The 17,545-nt window shown below is 60.3% G+C and carries 15 protein-coding genes; 4 read left to right on the forward strand and 11 right to left on the reverse strand.

Annotated features, from left to right (window positions below):
* Positions 1-54 precede the first annotated feature (54 nt).
* The 3 genes from GOW98_RS02265 to GOW98_RS02275 form a co-directional block, all read right to left on the reverse strand.
* The gene (locus GOW98_RS02265) at positions 55-714 is read right to left on the reverse strand and encodes a Hint domain-containing protein (protein ID WP_367646787.1); all 660 of its coding nucleotides are present in this window, start codon (positions 712-714) and stop codon (positions 55-57) included.
* 272 nt (positions 715-986) lie between these two features.
* A complete protein-coding gene (locus tag GOW98_RS02270) occupies positions 987-1,649 on the reverse strand; it encodes a sulfotransferase family 2 domain-containing protein (protein ID WP_170329423.1) in 663 nt (220 codons plus the stop codon).
* A complete protein-coding gene (locus GOW98_RS02275) occupies positions 1,646-2,572 on the reverse strand; it encodes a DMT family transporter (protein WP_170329424.1) in 927 nt (308 codons plus the stop codon). The genes GOW98_RS02270 and GOW98_RS02275 overlap by 4 nt, the downstream gene beginning before the upstream one ends.
* A gap of 140 nt (positions 2,573-2,712) precedes the next feature.
* Here GOW98_RS02275 and GOW98_RS02280 point away from each other — a divergent pair, with 140 nt between their 5' ends.
* Positions 2,713-3,729, forward strand: coding sequence for a hypothetical protein (locus tag GOW98_RS02280; protein WP_170329425.1), 1,017 nt, complete (start codon positions 2,713-2,715; stop codon positions 3,727-3,729).
* Positions 3,730-3,732: 3 nt separating this feature from the next.
* On the opposite strand, the gene upp is transcribed toward GOW98_RS02280, so the two are convergent.
* The 7 genes from upp to GOW98_RS02315 form a co-directional block, all read right to left on the reverse strand.
* Positions 3,733-4,365, reverse strand: coding sequence for a uracil phosphoribosyltransferase (upp, locus tag GOW98_RS02285; RefSeq protein ID WP_170329426.1), 633 nt, complete (start codon positions 4,363-4,365; stop codon positions 3,733-3,735).
* Positions 4,362-5,348: an adenosine deaminase gene (locus GOW98_RS02290; RefSeq protein ID WP_170329427.1), complete on the reverse strand. Its 987-nt coding sequence runs from the start codon at positions 5,346-5,348 to the stop codon at positions 4,362-4,364. The genes upp and GOW98_RS02290 overlap by 4 nt, the downstream gene beginning before the upstream one ends.
* Positions 5,345-6,556 carry a phosphopentomutase gene (locus GOW98_RS02295; protein WP_170329428.1) on the reverse strand — a complete coding sequence of 404 codons (1,212 nt, stop codon included), beginning with the start codon at positions 6,554-6,556 and terminating at the stop codon, positions 5,345-5,347. Before GOW98_RS02295 ends, GOW98_RS02290 begins: the two co-directional genes overlap by 4 nt.
* Positions 6,553-7,860, reverse strand: coding sequence for a thymidine phosphorylase (locus GOW98_RS02300; RefSeq protein ID WP_170329429.1), 1,308 nt, complete (start codon positions 7,858-7,860; stop codon positions 6,553-6,555). The genes GOW98_RS02295 and GOW98_RS02300 overlap by 4 nt, the downstream gene beginning before the upstream one ends.
* A gap of 4 nt (positions 7,861-7,864) precedes the next feature.
* Entirely contained in the window at positions 7,865-8,257 is a 393-nt protein-coding gene (locus GOW98_RS02305) for a cytidine deaminase (protein WP_170329430.1), read from the reverse strand.
* 89 nt (positions 8,258-8,346) lie between these two features.
* Complete coding sequence (locus GOW98_RS02310) at positions 8,347-9,444, reverse strand: cupin domain-containing protein (RefSeq protein WP_170329431.1); 1,098 nt, start codon at positions 9,442-9,444, stop codon at positions 8,347-8,349.
* Positions 9,413-10,102 (reverse strand): hypothetical protein, encoded by a 690-nt coding sequence (locus GOW98_RS02315; RefSeq protein WP_170329432.1) that lies wholly within the window; start codon positions 10,100-10,102, stop codon positions 9,413-9,415. The genes GOW98_RS02310 and GOW98_RS02315 overlap by 32 nt, the downstream gene beginning before the upstream one ends.
* 179 nt (positions 10,103-10,281) lie before the next feature.
* On the opposite strand from GOW98_RS02315, the gene GOW98_RS02320 reads away from it, so the two are divergent.
* The 3 genes from GOW98_RS02320 to GOW98_RS02330 all read left to right on the forward strand — a co-directional run bounded on the left by GOW98_RS02320 (position 10,282) and on the right by GOW98_RS02330 (position 16,252).
* Positions 10,282-12,555 carry an NADP-dependent malic enzyme gene (locus GOW98_RS02320; RefSeq protein ID WP_170329433.1) on the forward strand — a complete coding sequence of 758 codons (2,274 nt, stop codon included), beginning with the start codon at positions 10,282-10,284 and terminating at the stop codon, positions 12,553-12,555.
* Positions 12,556-12,828: 273 nt separating this feature from the next.
* Positions 12,829-14,718 (forward strand): propionate-CoA ligase PrpE, encoded by a 1,890-nt coding sequence (prpE, locus tag GOW98_RS02325; protein WP_170329434.1) that lies wholly within the window; start codon positions 12,829-12,831, stop codon positions 14,716-14,718.
* Between the two features lie 94 nt (positions 14,719-14,812).
* Entirely contained in the window at positions 14,813-16,252 is a 1,440-nt protein-coding gene (locus tag GOW98_RS02330; RefSeq protein ID WP_170329435.1) for an amidase family protein, read from the forward strand.
* 259 nt (positions 16,253-16,511) lie between these two features.
* Here the strand turns inward: GOW98_RS02330 and GOW98_RS02335 are convergent, their stop codons facing one another.
* Positions 16,512-17,273 carry an NAD kinase gene (locus GOW98_RS02335; protein ID WP_254437875.1) on the reverse strand — a complete coding sequence of 254 codons (762 nt, stop codon included), beginning with the start codon at positions 17,271-17,273 and terminating at the stop codon, positions 16,512-16,514.
* Positions 17,274-17,545: the final 272 nt, after the last annotated feature.

Raw genomic sequence — 17,545 nt, forward strand, 5'->3', positions numbered from 1 at the left:
TGGCGCATACCCCCATGCGCCAGCGTCACCTTGTAGGTTCAGATAGTTTCCCGTTCAGATCATCATCACTGGCCGCCCCGGTCGCCCGGCCCGACGCGCGCCCCTGACCGGCCTCACCGGAACAATCGGATGATCAAAGACCGGCGCGGGCAGCGAGCCCAGCGAATTTGCCAGAACACCAATATCGCCGCGTCTTGCGGTCAGATAAATCAAATCCGCAGCAACCTCAGCTGTGACAACCTCGTACGACGCACCACCGGATTGGTGGCCAATCCCAAAGCGTCCCGAGGGGCAAAAGGCCCGAAATCCGCCTTCGATAAAGATCACCTCATCCTGATCGAAGAAGAGGGTAGTGACGTCAAAACATGTCGCGGGCACATCCGGGGTGATCTGGAAAACCCCGCCCAGAAGCCTTGCCGAAACGATCGGCTCTCTGGCTGGCGATGTGACCGGATCATGACCCAGCTTGGTGCTATCCAGTACGACACCTTGCTCTGGCATCAGCCAGACTGGACGCCCGTTATAGGCCGCGTTTGAAGGTACACAAACCGGCATGCACTCGGCCTTGGTTTCGCCGTGCGGCACTGTAATGCAATCTTCCGAAATACGGTTTACCGGCCTGAAACCGTTGTCCACAGTGCGAACAAAGTCACCGACCTGAAGCTCTTCGACAAGCTTCCAGCCTGCCCTTGTCGCAACTTTGGTTCCGTGCACCAGACCACCTCGGCGAGCGTTCAGCACAGCCTGTGGTTTTGCGCTACTCTGGTACTCGGACCGTTCTGCGAAATCTATAACACTCTCTACTTTCAACAAGAACCAACCCAACTATTACACACAAAAAACTAAGCTTAGTTAGTACCACAGGGTCGGGATGCGTGACTTAATTTTGACATATTGAGGCCCCATTTGGGTCATTCTGGGCCCACCAAACACTCAAAACCTAGACAACAGATCCCTTTCTGATGCCATTGGGATTTAATTGGAAACTATGAACCAAGCGCCGGATCAAAGGCGAACCCGAATCTGGCAACGTCCTCTGCGCAAATCTCGGCCACCACAGAAGCCGTCTGATCAGAATAGGATCGGCGATAATCCTTGGCTCGTGCAGATCGGTTGAGATGAGGCAAGTTTATTTGAAATCCAAGATGATCGAACAAAGGCGAAGCGTCCTCTTCGAAGCGCTCAAGCCGGATGAAAAATCGGCACTGTTCAACCCCATCAGCCCTTGTCATGTAGTGGCGCGCGGGGTTCAACCGGAAAGATCGCCCTATGTCGGGGTGTAGAACGAACTGATTGAAGGGCAAAGACTTGGCCAGCGAAACTGCGGCGTGATCGAAGCTTTGCTCACGTAACCAGTGGTAGTAACTAACGATCCGGTCCCATGGGTTGCGTACAAGGGTGAACGTGGTCAGGGACTGTAACTCTTCAATCGACAGAACCCCGTCGATATCCGCCAGCGTGGAGTGCTTCCACAACCGCCCCCTGCCCTTCAGCGCCTTGGCCCGCTTGCGGCGCTTCACGGCTTTGGGCGTATCTCCGATAAGGATGTCATCTTTCATCGCCCGCTGTTCCAGCGCCTGCGCCAGCGACGTACCGCCTGTCTTGGGGATGTGAACGAACACATAGCGCCGCCCACGCGAGATGATCACGCTGTGTCCTCCAATGCGGCTGCGCGCCTTGATCGCCAGCCCAGCAACGCTCCGGCTGCGGCGATCAACCCGATCCCGGCAATCTGCATGACACCAATCACCTGACCCAGCGCGACCCAGGCGAAGAGCGGACCGAAGATCATCACCGAGTATTCGAACACCGCAACATAGGAGGTCTCACCAATCTGATAGGCTTTGATCAGCATGAAAACGGCAATCGTCGATCCAACGGCCTGCACGACGATCCAGAACAGCGCCGGTTGCATGTGCCAGACCATCCCCCGCGTCACAAAACCATCGGGGAAGGAATGCGGCAGGGTCGAAAACACGATCAGGCCTATCGCTCCGGCCATCCCAAGGGTAGTGATCATCGCCGCCAACAGCGCGACAGTGCTTTCCTGAGCACAATGGCTGCGTGTGATGATCGAACTGAGCGCGTAGAAAAGTCCTCCGGCCACCGGCAGCAGGGTTTGGGTATCGAATTCATGGGGATTGGGCTGCAACACACAGAGAATACCAGCAAACCCGATCAGAACGGCCAGAATGCGCCACGGGCCGATCCTCTGGCCCATTGCAAGGGCCGAGATCAGCAGCACGAAGATCGGCGAGGTGAATAACCCCGCCAGCGCCTGCGCAATCGGCATCAGCGCGAGTGATGCAAAGTAGAACAGCATCGCCAGTGTGATCAGAACGCTGCGCAGGATCACAGGCCCCAGCCGTTGCGGGCGCAAACTGCCCATCCCTAACAGCGACAATCCACCGATCAGCGGTAACATCAGCAGGGCGCGGCTCAGGTGGAATTGCCAAAGGCCAATTGTGTCGGCCAGCAGGATTACCACGTTGTCGATCACCCCGATGATGGCCATGGCACTGACCATCAGAACCGAGGCCAAAACCGGTGAAGTCTGACTTTCCGCTTGCATTCAAAGCCCCGGTTACAAAGCGGCGTTAAGTGCCGCGCATCGTGTTATCCAGCACATTTAACAATCCGCGCGCAACAGGTTTGCGCCTTTGGATTTTACCATGCTAAGCTAACTCAAAATAATCACGAGCATACCTCATCTTGAAAACGGCACTTAAACAGTACCAGCGGATCGAAGCCACCGGTCTGTGGCGCCCCTCGCCCGATGCGCAGCGGCGAGAGGTGGTGGTGTCGCTTGGTGAGGCTACGCTGACGATCTCGGACTTCAACGAACAGGCGTTGACCCATTGGTCTCTGGCCGCGTTGGAACGGCAGAACCCGGGTGTGTTCCCCGCGATCTTCAACCCCGATGGCGACCCGGATGAAACGTTGGAACTGGAGGATTCCGAAACCACGATGATCGAGGCTATCGACCGCCTGCAACGGGCCATCGACCGGGCGCGACCCCATCCGGGGCGGTTGCGCTGGCTCAGCGTCGCGGGTGTGGTGGCCGCCGTGGCCGCGCTGTTGCTGCTGTGGATGCCGTCGGCTTTGCAAAACCACGTCGTCTCGGTCGTGCCCGAGATTAAACGCGAGGATATCGGCAACGCGATTCTGCACCGGATCGAGCGGGTTTCGGGGCGAGCCTGCACGTCTGAGGATGCAGAGGCGGCGCTGGACCAGTTGGCCGCACGTACCGGAGTGCGAAAAGTCATCATTCTGCCTGCCGGGGTGCAAGACAGCCTCAGCCTGCCAGGCGGCATCGTTCTGCTGAACCGGGCTTTGGTCGAGGATCACGAAGACCCCTCGGTCGCGGCTGGGTACATCATCGCCGAACGCGCCCGGGCGCAGACGCAGGATCCGCTGGACGAGTTGCTGGATCGCACCGGTGTCACAACCGCCTTCCGCCTGCTGACGACCGGAGAACTGACGCCCGAGATTGTCGACAACTACACCGAACAGGTGCTGGCCGAACCGCGCCCGACCTTGCCTGATGACGATCTTCTGGCCGTATTCGCGCAGGCCGCGTTACCGTCGACACCTTATGCCTATGCGATGGATGTCACCGGTGAGACGGTGCTGGGCCTGATCGAGGCTGACCCGATGGCGGGCCGTCCTTTGCAACAGGTTCTACCGGACCGCGATTGGGTCCGGCTGCAAAATATCTGCGGAGAGTAGGCGTTACTTGGTTCCGAACATCCGGTCGCCCGCATCGCCAAGACCGGGCATGATGTAACCCTTCGAATTCAACTCGCGGTCCAGAGATGCGGTAACGATTTTCACATCCGGATGCGCCTCTTTCATACGTTCCACACCCTCGGGCGCGGCCAGCAGGCAGAGGAATCGGATATCGGTCGCGCCCGCCTCTTTCAGCAGATCAATCGCCGCGGCCGAGCTGTTGCCGGTGGCCAGCATCGGATCAACGGCAATCACCAGACGGTCCTTCAACCCTTCGGGCGCCTTGAAATAATACTGCACCGGCTTCAGGGTCTCTTCGTCACGATAGAGCCCGACAAACCCGACACGCGCCGAGGGGACCAGTTCCAGTACTCCGTCCAGCATCCCGTTGCCGGCCCGCAGGATCGACACCAGCGCCAGTTTCTTGCCTGCCAGAATGGGGGCGTCCATCTCCTCCATCGGGGTTTCTATGCGGCGGGTGGTCAGCTTCAGCTCGCGCGTGACCTCATAGGCCAGCAGCAGGGTGATCTCGCGCAGCAACTGCCGGAAAACGGCGGTCGAGGTGCCCTTGTCCCGCATGAGCGTCAGTTTGTGCTGCACCAGCGGGTGGTCAACGACGGTCAGGTGTTCGCTCATGTTCTCTCCAGTCTTTTCTTGACCCGCGCGCGGGTCTCTTCATCGCAGAAGGCCGCGTTCAGGGCCGTTTCATTTAGGGCAGTAAAGTCTTCGGCCTCCCAACCAAAGGCTTGGCTTAGCATTTCATACTCGCGCCGCATGGTGGTGTGGAAAAACGGCGGGTCGTCGGTTGAGATTGTGACGTTGACCCCATGGTCGCGCAACCGGGCAATCGGGTGCGTCGCGAAATCGGGGAACAGGCCCAGAACCACATTCGAGCCCGGACAAACCTCCAGTGTCACCTCACGGTCGACCAGTTCCCGGATCAGGTCGGGGTCTTCAACGGCTCGGACGCCGTGGCCGATACGCTCCACCCCCAGATCGCGCACCGCATCGCGCACGCTTTCCGGCCCGCCGAATTCACCGGCATGGGTGGTCAGGCGCAGCCCAGCCTCTCGGGCGCAGTCGAAGGCCCACTTGTAATCGCCCTGCGTGCCGACGGATTCGTTGCCACCCATGCCAAAGCCGGTGATCCAGTCTCCCGCCGTCTCGGCGGCGCAATGGGCGCTGCGCTTGGCTTGCTCGGGCCCGAAATGGCGCACGCAAGTCACGACACCGCGCAGGGTGATATCAAACTTGCGCTCGGCCTCATCCGCCGCGTCCTGAATCGCATTCAGGTAATCGCGCCAAGCATGCAGGTCACCGCTTCCACAGAAATCGGGGCTGAGGAAGGTCTCTGAGTAAACCACTCCGTTGGCGGCGCTTTCTTCGAGGATCGCCAGCGTTAGGCGACGGAAATCCTCGGGCGTTTTCAGCACTTCACAGGCGGCCTCATAAACGCTGAGGAAATGCGCGAAGTCGCGGAAGTCATAGCTGCCGTCGGGCTTGAAAATCCCGCTCAGATCGATGCGCTTTTCATGCGCCAGCTGACGGATAAAAGCAGGCGGGGCCGCGCCCTCGTGGTGCAGGTGAAGCTCGATCTTGGGCAGGTCTGCGACTGTCATAGGAAACTCTTCCCCGGTCCTTGCGCCGGAATGTCCAAATGGTGCGCGATGCTGGCGGCCACGTCGGTGAAATTAACCGCGCCGATCTGACCCGCGCCCCGCCCGGCAATAAGAACAGGAACCTGTTCGCGCGTGTGATCGGTTCCGATCCAGCTGGGGTCATTGCCATGATCGGCGGTCAACAGCATCAGGTCGCCGGGGCGCAGACGCGACAGGATCGTGCCGATCTCACGGTCGAACCACTCCAGCGCGCGGGCATATCCGCTGATATCGCGGCGGTGACCATAGAGGCTGTCAAACTCGACGAAATTGGCGAAGGTCAGGCTGCCCTCTTCGGCCTCATTGACCAAATCGGACAGGTAACCCATCAGCTCGGCATCCGAACCCTTGCGCAGGGTGTCGATCCCCTGCATCGAGAAGATGTCACCGATCTTGCCCACCGCGTGCACGCGGCGCCCGGCATCCTGCGCCCAGTTCGTCAGGACCGGCGCGGGCGGCAGAATGGCAAAGTCCTTGCGGTTGGTGGTGCGGGTGAAGCCCTGTTCGGACGTTCCCACAAAAGGCCGCGCGATGACTCGGCCGACTTTCATCTCATGCAGACGCGGGGCCAGCGCCTTGCACATGTTCAGTAAGCGGTCGAGACCAAAGCTCTCCTCATGCGCGGCGATCTGGAACACGCTGTCGGCCGAAGTGTAGCAGATCGGCCAGCCGGTGCGCATGTGCTCGGCCCCCAATTCGGCAATGATCGCCGTGCCCGAGGCATGGCAATCACCTAGTATGCCATCGGTTCCTGCGGCCTCTGCAGCTGCGCGGCTCAGATCGGCGGGAAAGGACGACGTCGTGTCCGGGAAGTAATGCCAATCCCACGGCACCGGCAGCCCGGCCAACTCCCAATGGCCCGAGGGCGTGTCCTTGCCCCGCGAATGCTCGCGCGCGCAGCCCCAAAGGCCCGCGGGTTCGGCCAGTAATCCCGGCGTTTCTGCGCTCGAAGCCAAACGCGTCGCGGCCCCCAGTCCCAGCGCATCGAGGTTGGGCAGGTGCAGAGGGCCAGAGCGCCCCTCCTCTGCCCGGCCTTCGGCGCAGGCTTGCGCGATATGCGCCAGGGTGTTGGAGCCAGTATCCGGGGTTTCGCCGTTAAAGAACCGATCTGCATCCGGCGCGCCGCCAATTCCGACCGAGTCCATCACCACAAGAAAGGTACGGGTCATTGCGTGATCCTCTCGTGCACAAGTGTCGGCATCGGCCCTGCATCCGGGCCAATCACAATGGCCTTTTTCACTGCATCGGCAGCCTGCCGCGCAGCATCTTCACGGGAAGCGTGGACCACCGCCAAAGACGCGCCCTTTTCGATCCTGTCACCCAGCCGGACAATGCACGAAAGACCAACCGCCGGATCGATCACGTCATCTTCGACCTGCCGACCGCCGCCCAGCGCGACCACGGCGAGGCCCAGCGCCTCGCCATCTATTTCAGTGACGTAGCCGCCGGTATCAGCGGGCACCTCAAGGATCACACTGGCTTCGGGCAAGTAGCGGGACCAATTATCGACAAACTGTAAGGGTCCACCGACCGCGGCCATCATACGGCCAAACCGTTCAGCCGCACGACCATCGCGGATAACGTCGGTGATCTTGTCGCGCCCCTCATCAGCGGTTGCGAACATACCAACATCGGCCAGAAGCACCCCGCCCAACTCGGCCGAGATTTCGGCCAGCGGTTCATAATGCGCCCTGGTCAGAACCTTCATCACCTCCGCCACTTCCAGCGCGTTGCCCAGCGCCGGGGCCAAAGGTTGGTGCATATCGGTGATCACGGCCGAGGTCCTGCACCCCGCGGCATTGGCCGTTTCCGTAAGGGCCCGCGCCAGATTGCAGGCATCTTCAAGCGTCTTCATGAACGCGCCAGAGCCAACCTTGACGTCCAGCACCAAGGCCTCGGGGCTGGCGGCCAGTTTCTTGGACAGGATCGACGCGGTGATGAGGTCCAGACTTTCCACCGTCGCCGTCACATCGCGGATCGCGTAGAGTCGCTTGTCCGCGGGGGCAATCTGCCCCGTTGCACCGACGATGGCTGCGCCGGTGTCGCGCAAGATCTGGGTCAGACGTTCCTGCCCGATCTGCGTGCTGACGCCCGGAATGGATTCCAGTTTATCCAGCGTGCCACCGGTGTGCCCCAGCCCACGGCCCGAGATCATCGGAACATATGCGCCGAGTTCAGCCAGTGCCGGGGCCAGCACCAGAGAAACGCTGTCGCCCACCCCTCCGGTCGAGTGTTTGTCGATCACCGGACCGTCGAAATCCCAGCTCAATACATCGCCGCTTTCGCGCATGGCCACGGTCAGATCAGCGCGCCCCTGCGCACCCAACCCGCCCATGCAAACGGCCATGGCAAAGGCCCCGGCCTGCGCGTCGCTGACGCCGCCATCGGCCAGACCCTGCGCGAACCATGTCAGTTCCTCACCGGTGGGCACCTGCCCCCGGCGCAGCTTTGCGATGATCGAACGGGCGTCCATGGGCTCAGATGTCTTCCAAATGAGAGGCGTCGAACGCGCCAGGCAGCAGGTCACCGATGGTGGTTTCAAACTCGGCCCCGTCGACCGTGGCCAGCGTCACCTTGACGTCGCGCTTGCCGAATTCGGCCAGCTTCTGGCGGCACCCCCCACAGGGCGGCACCGGTTGCGGAGAGGACGCGACCACGTAAACCTCAGTCAGGCTCTGTTCGCCCGCAGCGACCATGGCGGCAATGGCGCCAGCCTCGGCACAGGTGCCTTCGGGATAGGCCACGTTTTCGACGTTGCAGCCGGAATAAACCTCGCCCGAGGCCGACCGGATCGCCGCGCCAACTTTGAAATTCGAATAGGGCGCATATGCTTTCTCGCGGACGGACAGTGCGGCGTCTTTCAAAGTCATGGCGATTCCCCAATTTTTGATCATCTGGTCAGAAAGACATACCCTAAATGAAACCATCCGGGGAGTTGAAGCCCCGAGCGACAGATTCCTTAGCCCAGCGTCGTATTGAACGTGCCCGGCAGGGTCACTTCGAGCAGTTCAACATCGTCCGAGGGATCGGCCAGCCGGGTAAGCATACCGGGCGGAATGACAAAAGCATCCCCCTGTTCAAGCCGGAACGGATCGCGGCCTTCACCCTCCAGCGTGACTTCCCCATTCATTACAAAGGTAAAGTGGATATCCGTGTAATGAGCAGCCCAGACCGGATCGCCCTGCCCTTTGCGCACGACCTGCACCCCGGCAACACTATTGGTGTTCTCGGCAATGGTCGTGTCGCGACAGATATAGCCCGGCAGGCGGAACGGGCCCCATTCGGCCCCTTGGGACTGATTGAAGACGAACCGTTGGCCCTGCCATTCCCGTTCCGGGCGGTAGTGTGGTGTGGGCAAGTCCATCTCATGATCGATCTCGGTGACATGTTCGGCCGGCACGCCGATCTCGATCACCTGCACATTGTCCGAGGCCTCAAGCACACGATGGCGGATTTCCGGCGGCTGGATAAAGCAATCTCCCGCAGTCAGGCGCATTTTCTCACCCTGATCCTCGTAGACCACATCGACCCAGCCATGGATGCAGAAGATCAGCTGAAACCCGACCTTGTGGAAATGCACCATATCAGGAACCGGCCCACCGTCCGGAATGCGAATATGGCTGGCGATGATCGAGCCACCCAGCCGGTCCGGCACCAGATCGCGATAATGCATCCCGGCCCGGCCAATGATCCAAGGCGCCTGGTCCTTGAGCCTGCGCACCACGAAAGAATGGACCGTCTCCGGCATGACCAGAGGTGGGTTCAACTCGTCGATCTCCACTCGGGTGCCGTTGGGGGCCACAAGGCTGCGCTGACCACCCGCGAATTCATCCGGGCTTTCTGTCAGGATGCGCAATGTTCCGGGAGGTTCGGGCGCGTCTTTTTCGATCCGCAGACGCAGGCCGTGGCCCGAAAACACAGCGATGCGCGGATCGTCGGCGGGATAGATCATGTCCATCCGCATCCCCAGAACCTTGGTGAAGAACGGAATGTCGTCGCGCAATTCCTGCGTCGGCAGGCGGAATTCAGCTTGGGTCTGGGCGTGCGGTTTGTTCATGGATGGTCTCATCGGCCTTGGCTTTCGGCCATCCGATCAGAACGGCGGCCAAAATGCCAACCGAAAAGAACATCTCGAGCGTTTCTTCCAGCACGAACAGACGGGTCGCCATGACGGCTGTCATCTCGGCGCCGATGGCGCTGCTGACCTCTTCCAACCCCTGCGCGATGACAGCGCACATACCGGCCAGAAAGAACACCAGCAGAAACGGTGCCCGTTCTTTGAACGCTCGACATCCGTTCGGGATTCCGTGCCAAACCAGACCGCCCAACACGATCACCGCTAGCACCACCCGTACCACCGTCATATCCAGCAGGCCATCCAGACCGTTCAGAATAAAGTAAGGCGTGCTGTCCACCGCATAAATATCGGCCTCAAGCTCTCGTTCCGCCAGCAACAGCAGAACCACGCCAATATACAGGCGGCTGATCCCGCGATACCGGTAGAGCGCCACCAAACCAGCGGCCAGCAACGCCGCGGCCGAGCCGGTCTCGATCAGGCCACCCTCTTGGTTAAACTCCGCTGCCTGCATCGGCCACAGCGAGATGGCGCACAGGATCACTATGCCCAGAACAATGGCCGCGCTGAGCACGGATCCAAATTTGCTTTTGTTCGACGAGAGGTGTGCGACCGTCTCGACGTTTTTCTGATAGCTCATGCAGGTTTTCTCGATGCAAACGGGGTGGGTTCGAAAGTTGCGGGAATGTAAATGTTTTGCGACAGAAATCAAGCACAGCGGCAAATCGGCCCGCTTTGCGTTCTTAAGTGACGCAGCGTAGCCAAGCCCAAAAAATTAGTTTAAGGCTAAATCAAATTTCAGAAGGGAGCTGAATTTCGATGTCGGATACACCCAGTTTGCGGCAGGCCGCGCTTGAATACCACGCCCATCCAAAACCCGGGAAGCTGGAAATCAAGGCGACCAAGCCGATGGCCAACGGTCGTGATCTGGCGCGCGCCTATTCACCCGGTGTGGCCGAGGCCAGCCTCGAGATCAAGGCGGATGCATCCAACGCGGAACGCTATACCGCGCGTGGCAATCTGGTGGCGGTTGTCTCGAACGGCACGGCGGTTCTGGGGCTGGGCAATATCGGTGCGCTGGCCTCGAAACCGGTGATGGAGGGAAAGGCGGTACTGTTCAAGAAGTTCGCCGGCATCGATTGTTTCGACATCGAGGTCGATCAGCCCGACCCGGAAAAGCTGGCCGATATCGTCTGCGCGCTGGAGCCAACCTTTGGTGCCATCAATCTGGAAGACATTAAGGCCCCCGATTGCTTTGTCGTTGAAAAGTTGTGCCGTGAGCGGATGAACATTCCGGTCTTTCACGACGATCAGCACGGCACTGCCATCGTGGTCGGCGCGGCCGCGAAGAACGCGCTGCATGTGGCAGGCAAGAAGTTCGAGGATGTCAAAGTCGTCTCGACCGGCGGTGGCGCGGCGGGCATTGCCTGCCTGATGATGCTGGTCAAACTGGGCGTCAAACGAGAGAATATCTGGCTGTGTGACATTCACGGATTGGTCTACGAAGGCCGTGCCGAAGATATGAACCCGCACAAGGACCAGTTCGCACAGAAAACCGATTTGCGCACTTTGGATGACGTGATTGGCGATGCCGACCTATTCCTGGGCCTCAGCGGCCCCAATGTGCTCAAGCCCGAGATGGTCGAGAAAATGGCCAAGCGCCCGATCATCTTCGCGCTGGCCAACCCGACGCCCGAGATTCTGCCGCAGGCCGCGCGCGAGGTCGCACCGGATGCGATCATCGCCACTGGTCGCAGCGACTTCCCCAATCAGGTCAACAACGTGTTGTGTTTCCCCTTTATCTTCCGGGGCGCGCTGGATGTGGGGGCAACCGAGATCAACGACGAGATGCAGATTGCCTGCGTGGACGGTATCGCCGAGATGGCCCGCGCCACCACCAGCGCCGAAGCCGCTGCGGCCTATAAGGGCGAGCAACTGACGTTCGGCCCGGATTATCTGATCCCGAAACCGTTTGACCCGCGTCTGGTAGGCGTCGTGTCCTCCTCCGTGGCTAAGGCAGCGATGGACAGCGGCGTCGCCAAGCGCCCGATCGACGATATCGAGGCGTATAAAGAACGCCTGAACCAGACCGTATTCAAATCCGCTCTGATCATGCGGCCTGTATTCGAGGCTGCCGCAGTCGCTTCGCGCCGGATCGTATTTGCCGAGGGTGAAGATGAACGCGTGCTGCGCGCCGCGCAGGCCATTCTGGAGGAAACCACAGAAACACCTATCCTGATTGGCCGTCCCGACGTTATTAGCGCCCGGTGCGAGAGGATGGGCCTGACGGTTCGCCCCGGTGAGGATTTCCAGATCGTGAACCCGCAGGATGACCCGCGGTACTATGACTATTGGAACTCGTACCACGCGCTTATGCAGCGCCGCGGCGTGACGCCCGATCTGGCCAAGGCGATCATGCGAACGAACAACACTGCGATTGCCGCCATCATGGTGCACCGGGGAGAAGCTGACAGCTTGATCTGCGGTACCTTCGGCGAATACCGCTGGCATCTGAACTATGTGCAACAGGTTCTGGCCGATGGCGACTTGCGCCCGCACGGCGCGCTGTCCCTGATGATCCTCGAGGACGGACCCCTGTTCATCGCCGACACCCATGTCCGGCAATTGCCGACACCCGAAGAACTGGCCGAATCCACACTCGGGGCCGCGCGCCACGTGCGCCGTTTCGGTATCGAACCCAAGATCGCCTTCTGCTCGCAATCGCAATTCGGCAATCAGGCCGAAGGCTCTGGCAAACGTCTGCGCGCCGCGCTGGAGATCCTGGATGCCGAACCACGCGACTTTACCTATGAAGGTGAAATGAACCTCGATCTGGCGCTGGACCCAGAGCTGCGGTCGCGGATTTTCCCGAACTCGCGCCTGGAAGGCACGGCAAATGTACTGATCTTCGCCCATGCAGATGCGGCCAGCGGTGTGCGCAATATCCTGAAGATGAAAGCTGACGGACTGGAAGTCGGGCCGATCCTGATGGGCATGGGCAACAAGGCGCATATCGTGACCCCATCCATCACGGCCCGCGGGTTGTTGAACATGGCCGCCATTGCCGGAACGCCGGTGGCGCATTACGGCTAACGCCGAAAACAGGGGCTCGGGTGCCCGCGACGGCACCTGAGCAAATCCCGGGCGTCAGTGATTCTTTGCACGCCTAACTTTGCAGATTTGCAAAAGCCTCCTCTCCAGACGCGCAACTTTGCCCTCTTAAAACACTTTGCAAAAATTTGCAGGCGAATTCGGCGTATCCTGCAAAGATTTTGCGATAAAGTGACGCCCCGTTATGTCCCTCGCTTGTGTGTGCCCCCCTACCCACCTTACACACTGCGCAAGGGATTTAAGGAGGAGACCAACGTGGCTTATCAGGACGTTTACGAAAGCTGGAAATCCGATCCAGAGGCATACTGGATGGAGGCCGCCAAAGGGATCGACTGGGTTCAACCTCCGACCAAAGCACTGTTTGACGACAACGCGCCGATGTATGAGTGGTTCTGCGATGCCAAGGTCAACACCTGCTGGAACGCGGTGGACCGCCACGTCGAAAACGGCCGCGGAGAGCAGACGGCCATCATCTATGACAGCCCGATCACCCACACCAAGCGCGAGATTTCCTATGTCGAGCTGCGCAACCGCGTGGCCAACCTGGCCGGCGCTCTGCGGGCCAAGGGTGTCGAAAAAGGTGACCGGGTCATCATCTACATGCCGATGATCCCCGAAGCGCTTGAGGCAATGTTGGCTTGCGCTCGTCTTGGCGCCGTGCATTCGGTGGTATTCGGCGGCTTTGCCAGCAACGAACTGGCCGTCCGGATTGACGATGCAAAACCCAAGGCAATCATCGCCGCCTCATGCGGGATGGAGCCGGGCCGCGTCGTGCACTACAAACCCCTGCTGGACGGCGCCATCGACATGGCCAGCCACAAGCCCGATTTCTGCGTGATCTTCCAGCGCGAACAGGAAGTAGCGCAGCTGGTCGAGGGGCGTGACTATAACTGGCACGGGTTCCAATACGGCGTCGAACCGGCGGAGTGCGTTCCGGTGGATGGCAACGATCCGGCCTATATCCTCTACACCTCGGGCACCACGGGTGCGCCCAAGGGTGTCGTGCGCCCGACCGCAGGCCATCTGGTTGCGCTGAACTGGACGATGAAGAACATCTATGATGTCGATCCCGGCGACGTATTCTGGGCGGCGTCCGATGTGGGCTGGGTCGTGGGGCATTCCTACATCTGCTACGCACCCCTGATCCATGGCAACACCACTATCGTCTTCGAAGGCAAACCGGTCGGCACCCCCGACGCGGGCACGTTCTGGCGGGTGATTTCCGAGCACAAGGTCAAAAGCTTCTTCACAGCCCCCACTGCCATCCGCGCCGTCAAACGCGAAGACCCCAAGGGCGAGATGCTGGAGAAATACGACCTGTCCAACCTGCGCGCCTTGTATCTGGCAGGTGAGCGCGCCGATCCCGATACGATCGAATGGGCTCAGAATGCGCTGAAGGTTCCGGTGATCGACCACTGGTGGCAGACGGAAACCGGTTGGGCCATCGCGGGTAACCCACTGGGGATCGAGGAACTGCCGGTCAAGCTGGGCTCTCCGGCCAAGCCGATGCCGGGTTATGACGTGCAGATCCTGGACGAAGGCGGCCACCCGATGAAGCCGGGCGAACTGGGCGCGATTGCGGTCAAACTGCCGCTGCCTCCGGGCACCTTGCCGACTTTGTGGAACGCAGAAGAGCGGTTCAAAAGCTCATACCTAGAACACTTCCCCGGCTACTACGAAACCGGCGATGCGGGCATGATTGATGAGGACGGATACCTTTATATCATGGCGCGCACCGATGACGTGATCAACGTCGCGGGCCACCGCCTGTCCACCGGCGGGATGGAAGAGGTTCTGGCCGCCCACCCCGACGTGGCCGAATGCGCCGTGATTGGTGTGACCGATCAGCTCAAAGGGCAGATGCCGGTTGGTTTCCTGTGCCTGAACGCAGGTTGCGACCGTGACCACGGTGAGGTCGTGCAGGATGTGGTCAAGCTGGTCCGCGAAAAGATCGGCCCGGTGGCCGCCTTCAAACAGGCGGTCGTGGTGGATCGCCTGCCCAAGACCCGCTCGGGCAAAATCCTGCGCGGCACGATGGTGTCGATTGCGGACAGTCAGGACTACAAGATGCCCGCAACAATCGACGATCCGGCCATTCTGGACGAGATCACCGTGGCGCTGAAATCCATCGGCTACGCCCAGTAAACGCGCTGCGGGCGGTCTCTGATCGCCCGCTATGCGCCTTTCCCTTGCAACCGGGACCAAGGCCCCTACTGTCTGACCAAGACAAAGAGGCCGCATGACACATTCCGACATCTGGCGACTGAGCGCCACCGACCTGACCGCCCTCACCCGCAGCGGAGACCTGAGCGCCGAAGACGCCGTACGCGCGTCCATTGAGCGGATGCATCAGGTTAACCCGGACCTGAACGCGGTGGTCGAGGATCTGAGCGCAGATGCGCTGGAACGTGCGCGCGGCCTTGATCAGGCGCGGGCGAAAGGAGCGCCGACAGGGTCGCTGCATGGCGTGCCCGTGACCATAAAAATCAACGTCGATCAAAAGGGCCACGCCACGTCAAACGGTGTCGTGGCTTTGAAAGACGTGATCGCCCCTGATGACGCGCCCGTCGTACGCAACTTGCAAGACGCAGGGGCCGTGGTGGTCGGTCGGACCAACACGCCCGAGTTCTCGTTCCGGGCCGACACCGACAATCTGCTGCACGGCCGCACGCATAACCCATGGGGACGGCATATCTCACCCGGCGGGTCTTCGGGGGGTGCTGGCGCCGCCGTGATGGCCGGAATTGGTGCGCTGGCCCATGGCAACGATATTGGTGGCAGCCTGCGCTTTCCCGCCGCCGCCAACGGGGCCGTCACGGTAAAGCCCGGCCTCAGCCGCGTACCCGCTTGGAATCCCAGCCAACAGGCCGAGCGTGGACTTCTGGCGCAATCCATGTCCGTGCAAGGGCTGATCACACGCTGCGCCGCCGATCTGCACCTGTCGATGCCCAGCCTTATCGCAGCCGACCCGCGCGATCCGTTCCATGTGCCAATGCCCTGGCGCGGAGAAACGCCGGTCGGTCCCATCAAGGTCGCCTTCACCAAGGACACGTTCGGCTATGCCCTGCACCCTGAGGTCGACAAGGCGCTGGACACGGCCCGCGACGCTCTGATCGATGCGGGGTATCAGGTCGAAGAGGCCAGCCCGCCCGACGTGTTCGATTGCGGCAGAACGGGATACCGCACGCTGATGGGTGAAGTCCTCACCCTACTGAAGGGCGATATTGAGGCCGCGGGGTCCGAGACCATACGCGATATCTTTGACGTCTATTTTCAGGAATTCCCGCCCATCGTCGGCACCGATCTGGTTCAGATGCTGGCTAAGCGCACCCATTATGCGCGGGAATGGTCACTGTTCATGCAGGATTACCCTTTGGTCCTGTCTCCCTTCCTGCCGCAGCCATTTTTCAAACCCGACCGGGACACCGAAGGTGCCGAAGGTGTGCACGAGGTTCTCGGCTGCGCGGTGTATTCCTATGCAATGAATTTTCTGGGCCTGCCCGCCGCCTGCGTTCCAGCGCGGTTGGCTGATCTGCCGCAGGGACCGCAACCGATCAACGTCCAGATTGCCGCCCGGCGCTGGCGCGAAGATATGGCCGTGGATGCCGCCGCCGCAATCGAGGCGCGTGTAGGTCAGATGTGCCTGCCGCTTTGGGACAGAATGGTTAAGACCGTATAAACTAACCCAACCAAAGAAATTGACCCCGGGTTTTTGTACCCGGGGCCCGCTTACTCAAATAAACCAGGAGATCGGTCAACGAGCGTAGCACCACCTACCCTCGCCGGCGCGAAAACTGCGCAATTATTCGACAACGCCGCTTGGTGGCCACTCACTCCCACCTAGGCGTGTTCTCCGGGCAAGTTAAGATTATCAAAAGATGAATCAAACGCCTGTGAACTGGGTCACATAAGCCGAAAAAAGCCTTGACCCCAAAGCTTCAGGTGAACTGTTCCGAGATCAGACGCTCTTCCAACCCGTGCCCCGGGTCGAACAGAATGCGGTGCTGGATAGACGGTTCCGAGCGGATCTCGACCCAGTCGATATCGGCAAAAGACACCGAATCCGCATCTGCCATCACCGGGCGCTTGTCGGCGTCCAACACGTCGAATCGAACCTTGGCGATCTTGGGCAAAAGCGCCCCGCGCCACCGGCGGGGTCGAAATGCAGCGATTGCCGTCAGGGCCAACACATCCGACCCAATCGGCAGAATCGGTCCATGCGCCGAATAGTTGTAAGCCGTTGATCCTGCTGGCGTAGACAGCAAGGCGCCGTCACAGACCAGCTCAGCCATCCGCACCCGCCCGTCGACGCTGATCTTTAGCCGCGCCGCCTGCGGGCCGGCGCGCAACAAAGACACCTCGTTGATGGCCAGCGCTTCATGTAGCTTGCCGGACTGATCCATGGCCTGCATCGCCAGAGGGTTGATCACCTCTTCTTCGGCATCTGCCAAACGATCCATCAGGTCGGCCTCATGAAACTCATTCATCAGGAACCCGATGGTGCCCCGATTCATGCCATAAACAGGTGTATCGAGGTGCTGCATGTTGTGCAGTGTGTGCAGCATGAACCCGTCACCGCCCAGGGCGACCACGACATCCGCATCCCGGGGGGCGGCATTGCCATAAAGTTTCACAAGGCTGTCCCGCGCAGTTTGCGCCACTTTGGCGTCGCTGGCGAGAAAGGCGATTCTCTTCGTCATCTTTTCCGGTTTCCGGTCTTGCACATTTGGTTCCGAAACAAACATACCTTTCCCCGATAGGCCAGTCTTGACGCCACAGCGGGCCAAATCGTCGCTTTACTGCTTTTGCAGATGTGCCGTTTCCGATAGGAAATCCGCAAGATAATTCCTGCCATGTGGAGCCCCCATGAACGCCAATCTTCGTGATACCGGTTTTTTCACCCAGTCCCTTGCCGACCGTGATCCTGAGCTGTTTGGCTCGATCACATCCGAGCTGGGCCGTCAGCGCGACG

This window comes from Ruegeria arenilitoris (genome assembly GCF_013032445.1).
Lineage (GTDB): Bacteria > Pseudomonadota > Alphaproteobacteria > Rhodobacterales > Rhodobacteraceae > Ruegeria > Ruegeria arenilitoris_F.

Excerpts from the sequence above, each read along its gene's own strand:
- GOW98_RS02275 (WP_170329424.1), bottom strand. The coding sequence starts at position 2,572 with ATGCAAGCGGAAAGTCAGACTTCACCGGTTTTGGCCTCGGTTCTGATG.
- GOW98_RS02305 (WP_170329430.1), bottom strand. The coding sequence starts at position 8,257 with ATGACTTTGAAAGACGCCGCACTGTCCGTCCGCGAGAAAGCATATGCG.
- GOW98_RS02315 (WP_170329432.1), bottom strand. The coding sequence starts at position 10,102 with ATGAGCTATCAGAAAAACGTCGAGACGGTCGCACACCTCTCGTCGAAC.
- upp (WP_170329426.1), bottom strand. The coding sequence starts at position 4,365 with ATGAGCGAACACCTGACCGTCGTTGACCACCCGCTGGTGCAGCACAAA.
- GOW98_RS02290 (WP_170329427.1), bottom strand. The coding sequence starts at position 5,348 with ATGACAGTCGCAGACCTGCCCAAGATCGAGCTTCACCTGCACCACGAG.
- GOW98_RS02335 (WP_254437875.1), bottom strand. The coding sequence starts at position 17,273 with ATGACGAAGAGAATCGCCTTTCTCGCCAGCGACGCCAAAGTGGCGCAA.
- GOW98_RS02300 (WP_170329429.1), bottom strand. The coding sequence starts at position 7,860 with ATGGACGCCCGTTCGATCATCGCAAAGCTGCGCCGGGGGCAGGTGCCC.
- GOW98_RS02295 (WP_170329428.1), bottom strand. The coding sequence starts at position 6,556 with ATGACCCGTACCTTTCTTGTGGTGATGGACTCGGTCGGAATTGGCGGC.
- GOW98_RS02320 (WP_170329433.1), top strand. The coding sequence starts at position 10,282 with ATGTCGGATACACCCAGTTTGCGGCAGGCCGCGCTTGAATACCACGCC.
- GOW98_RS02330 (WP_170329435.1), top strand. The coding sequence starts at position 14,813 with ATGACACATTCCGACATCTGGCGACTGAGCGCCACCGACCTGACCGCC.
- GOW98_RS02310 (WP_170329431.1), bottom strand. The coding sequence starts at position 9,444 with ATGAACAAACCGCACGCCCAGACCCAAGCTGAATTCCGCCTGCCGACG.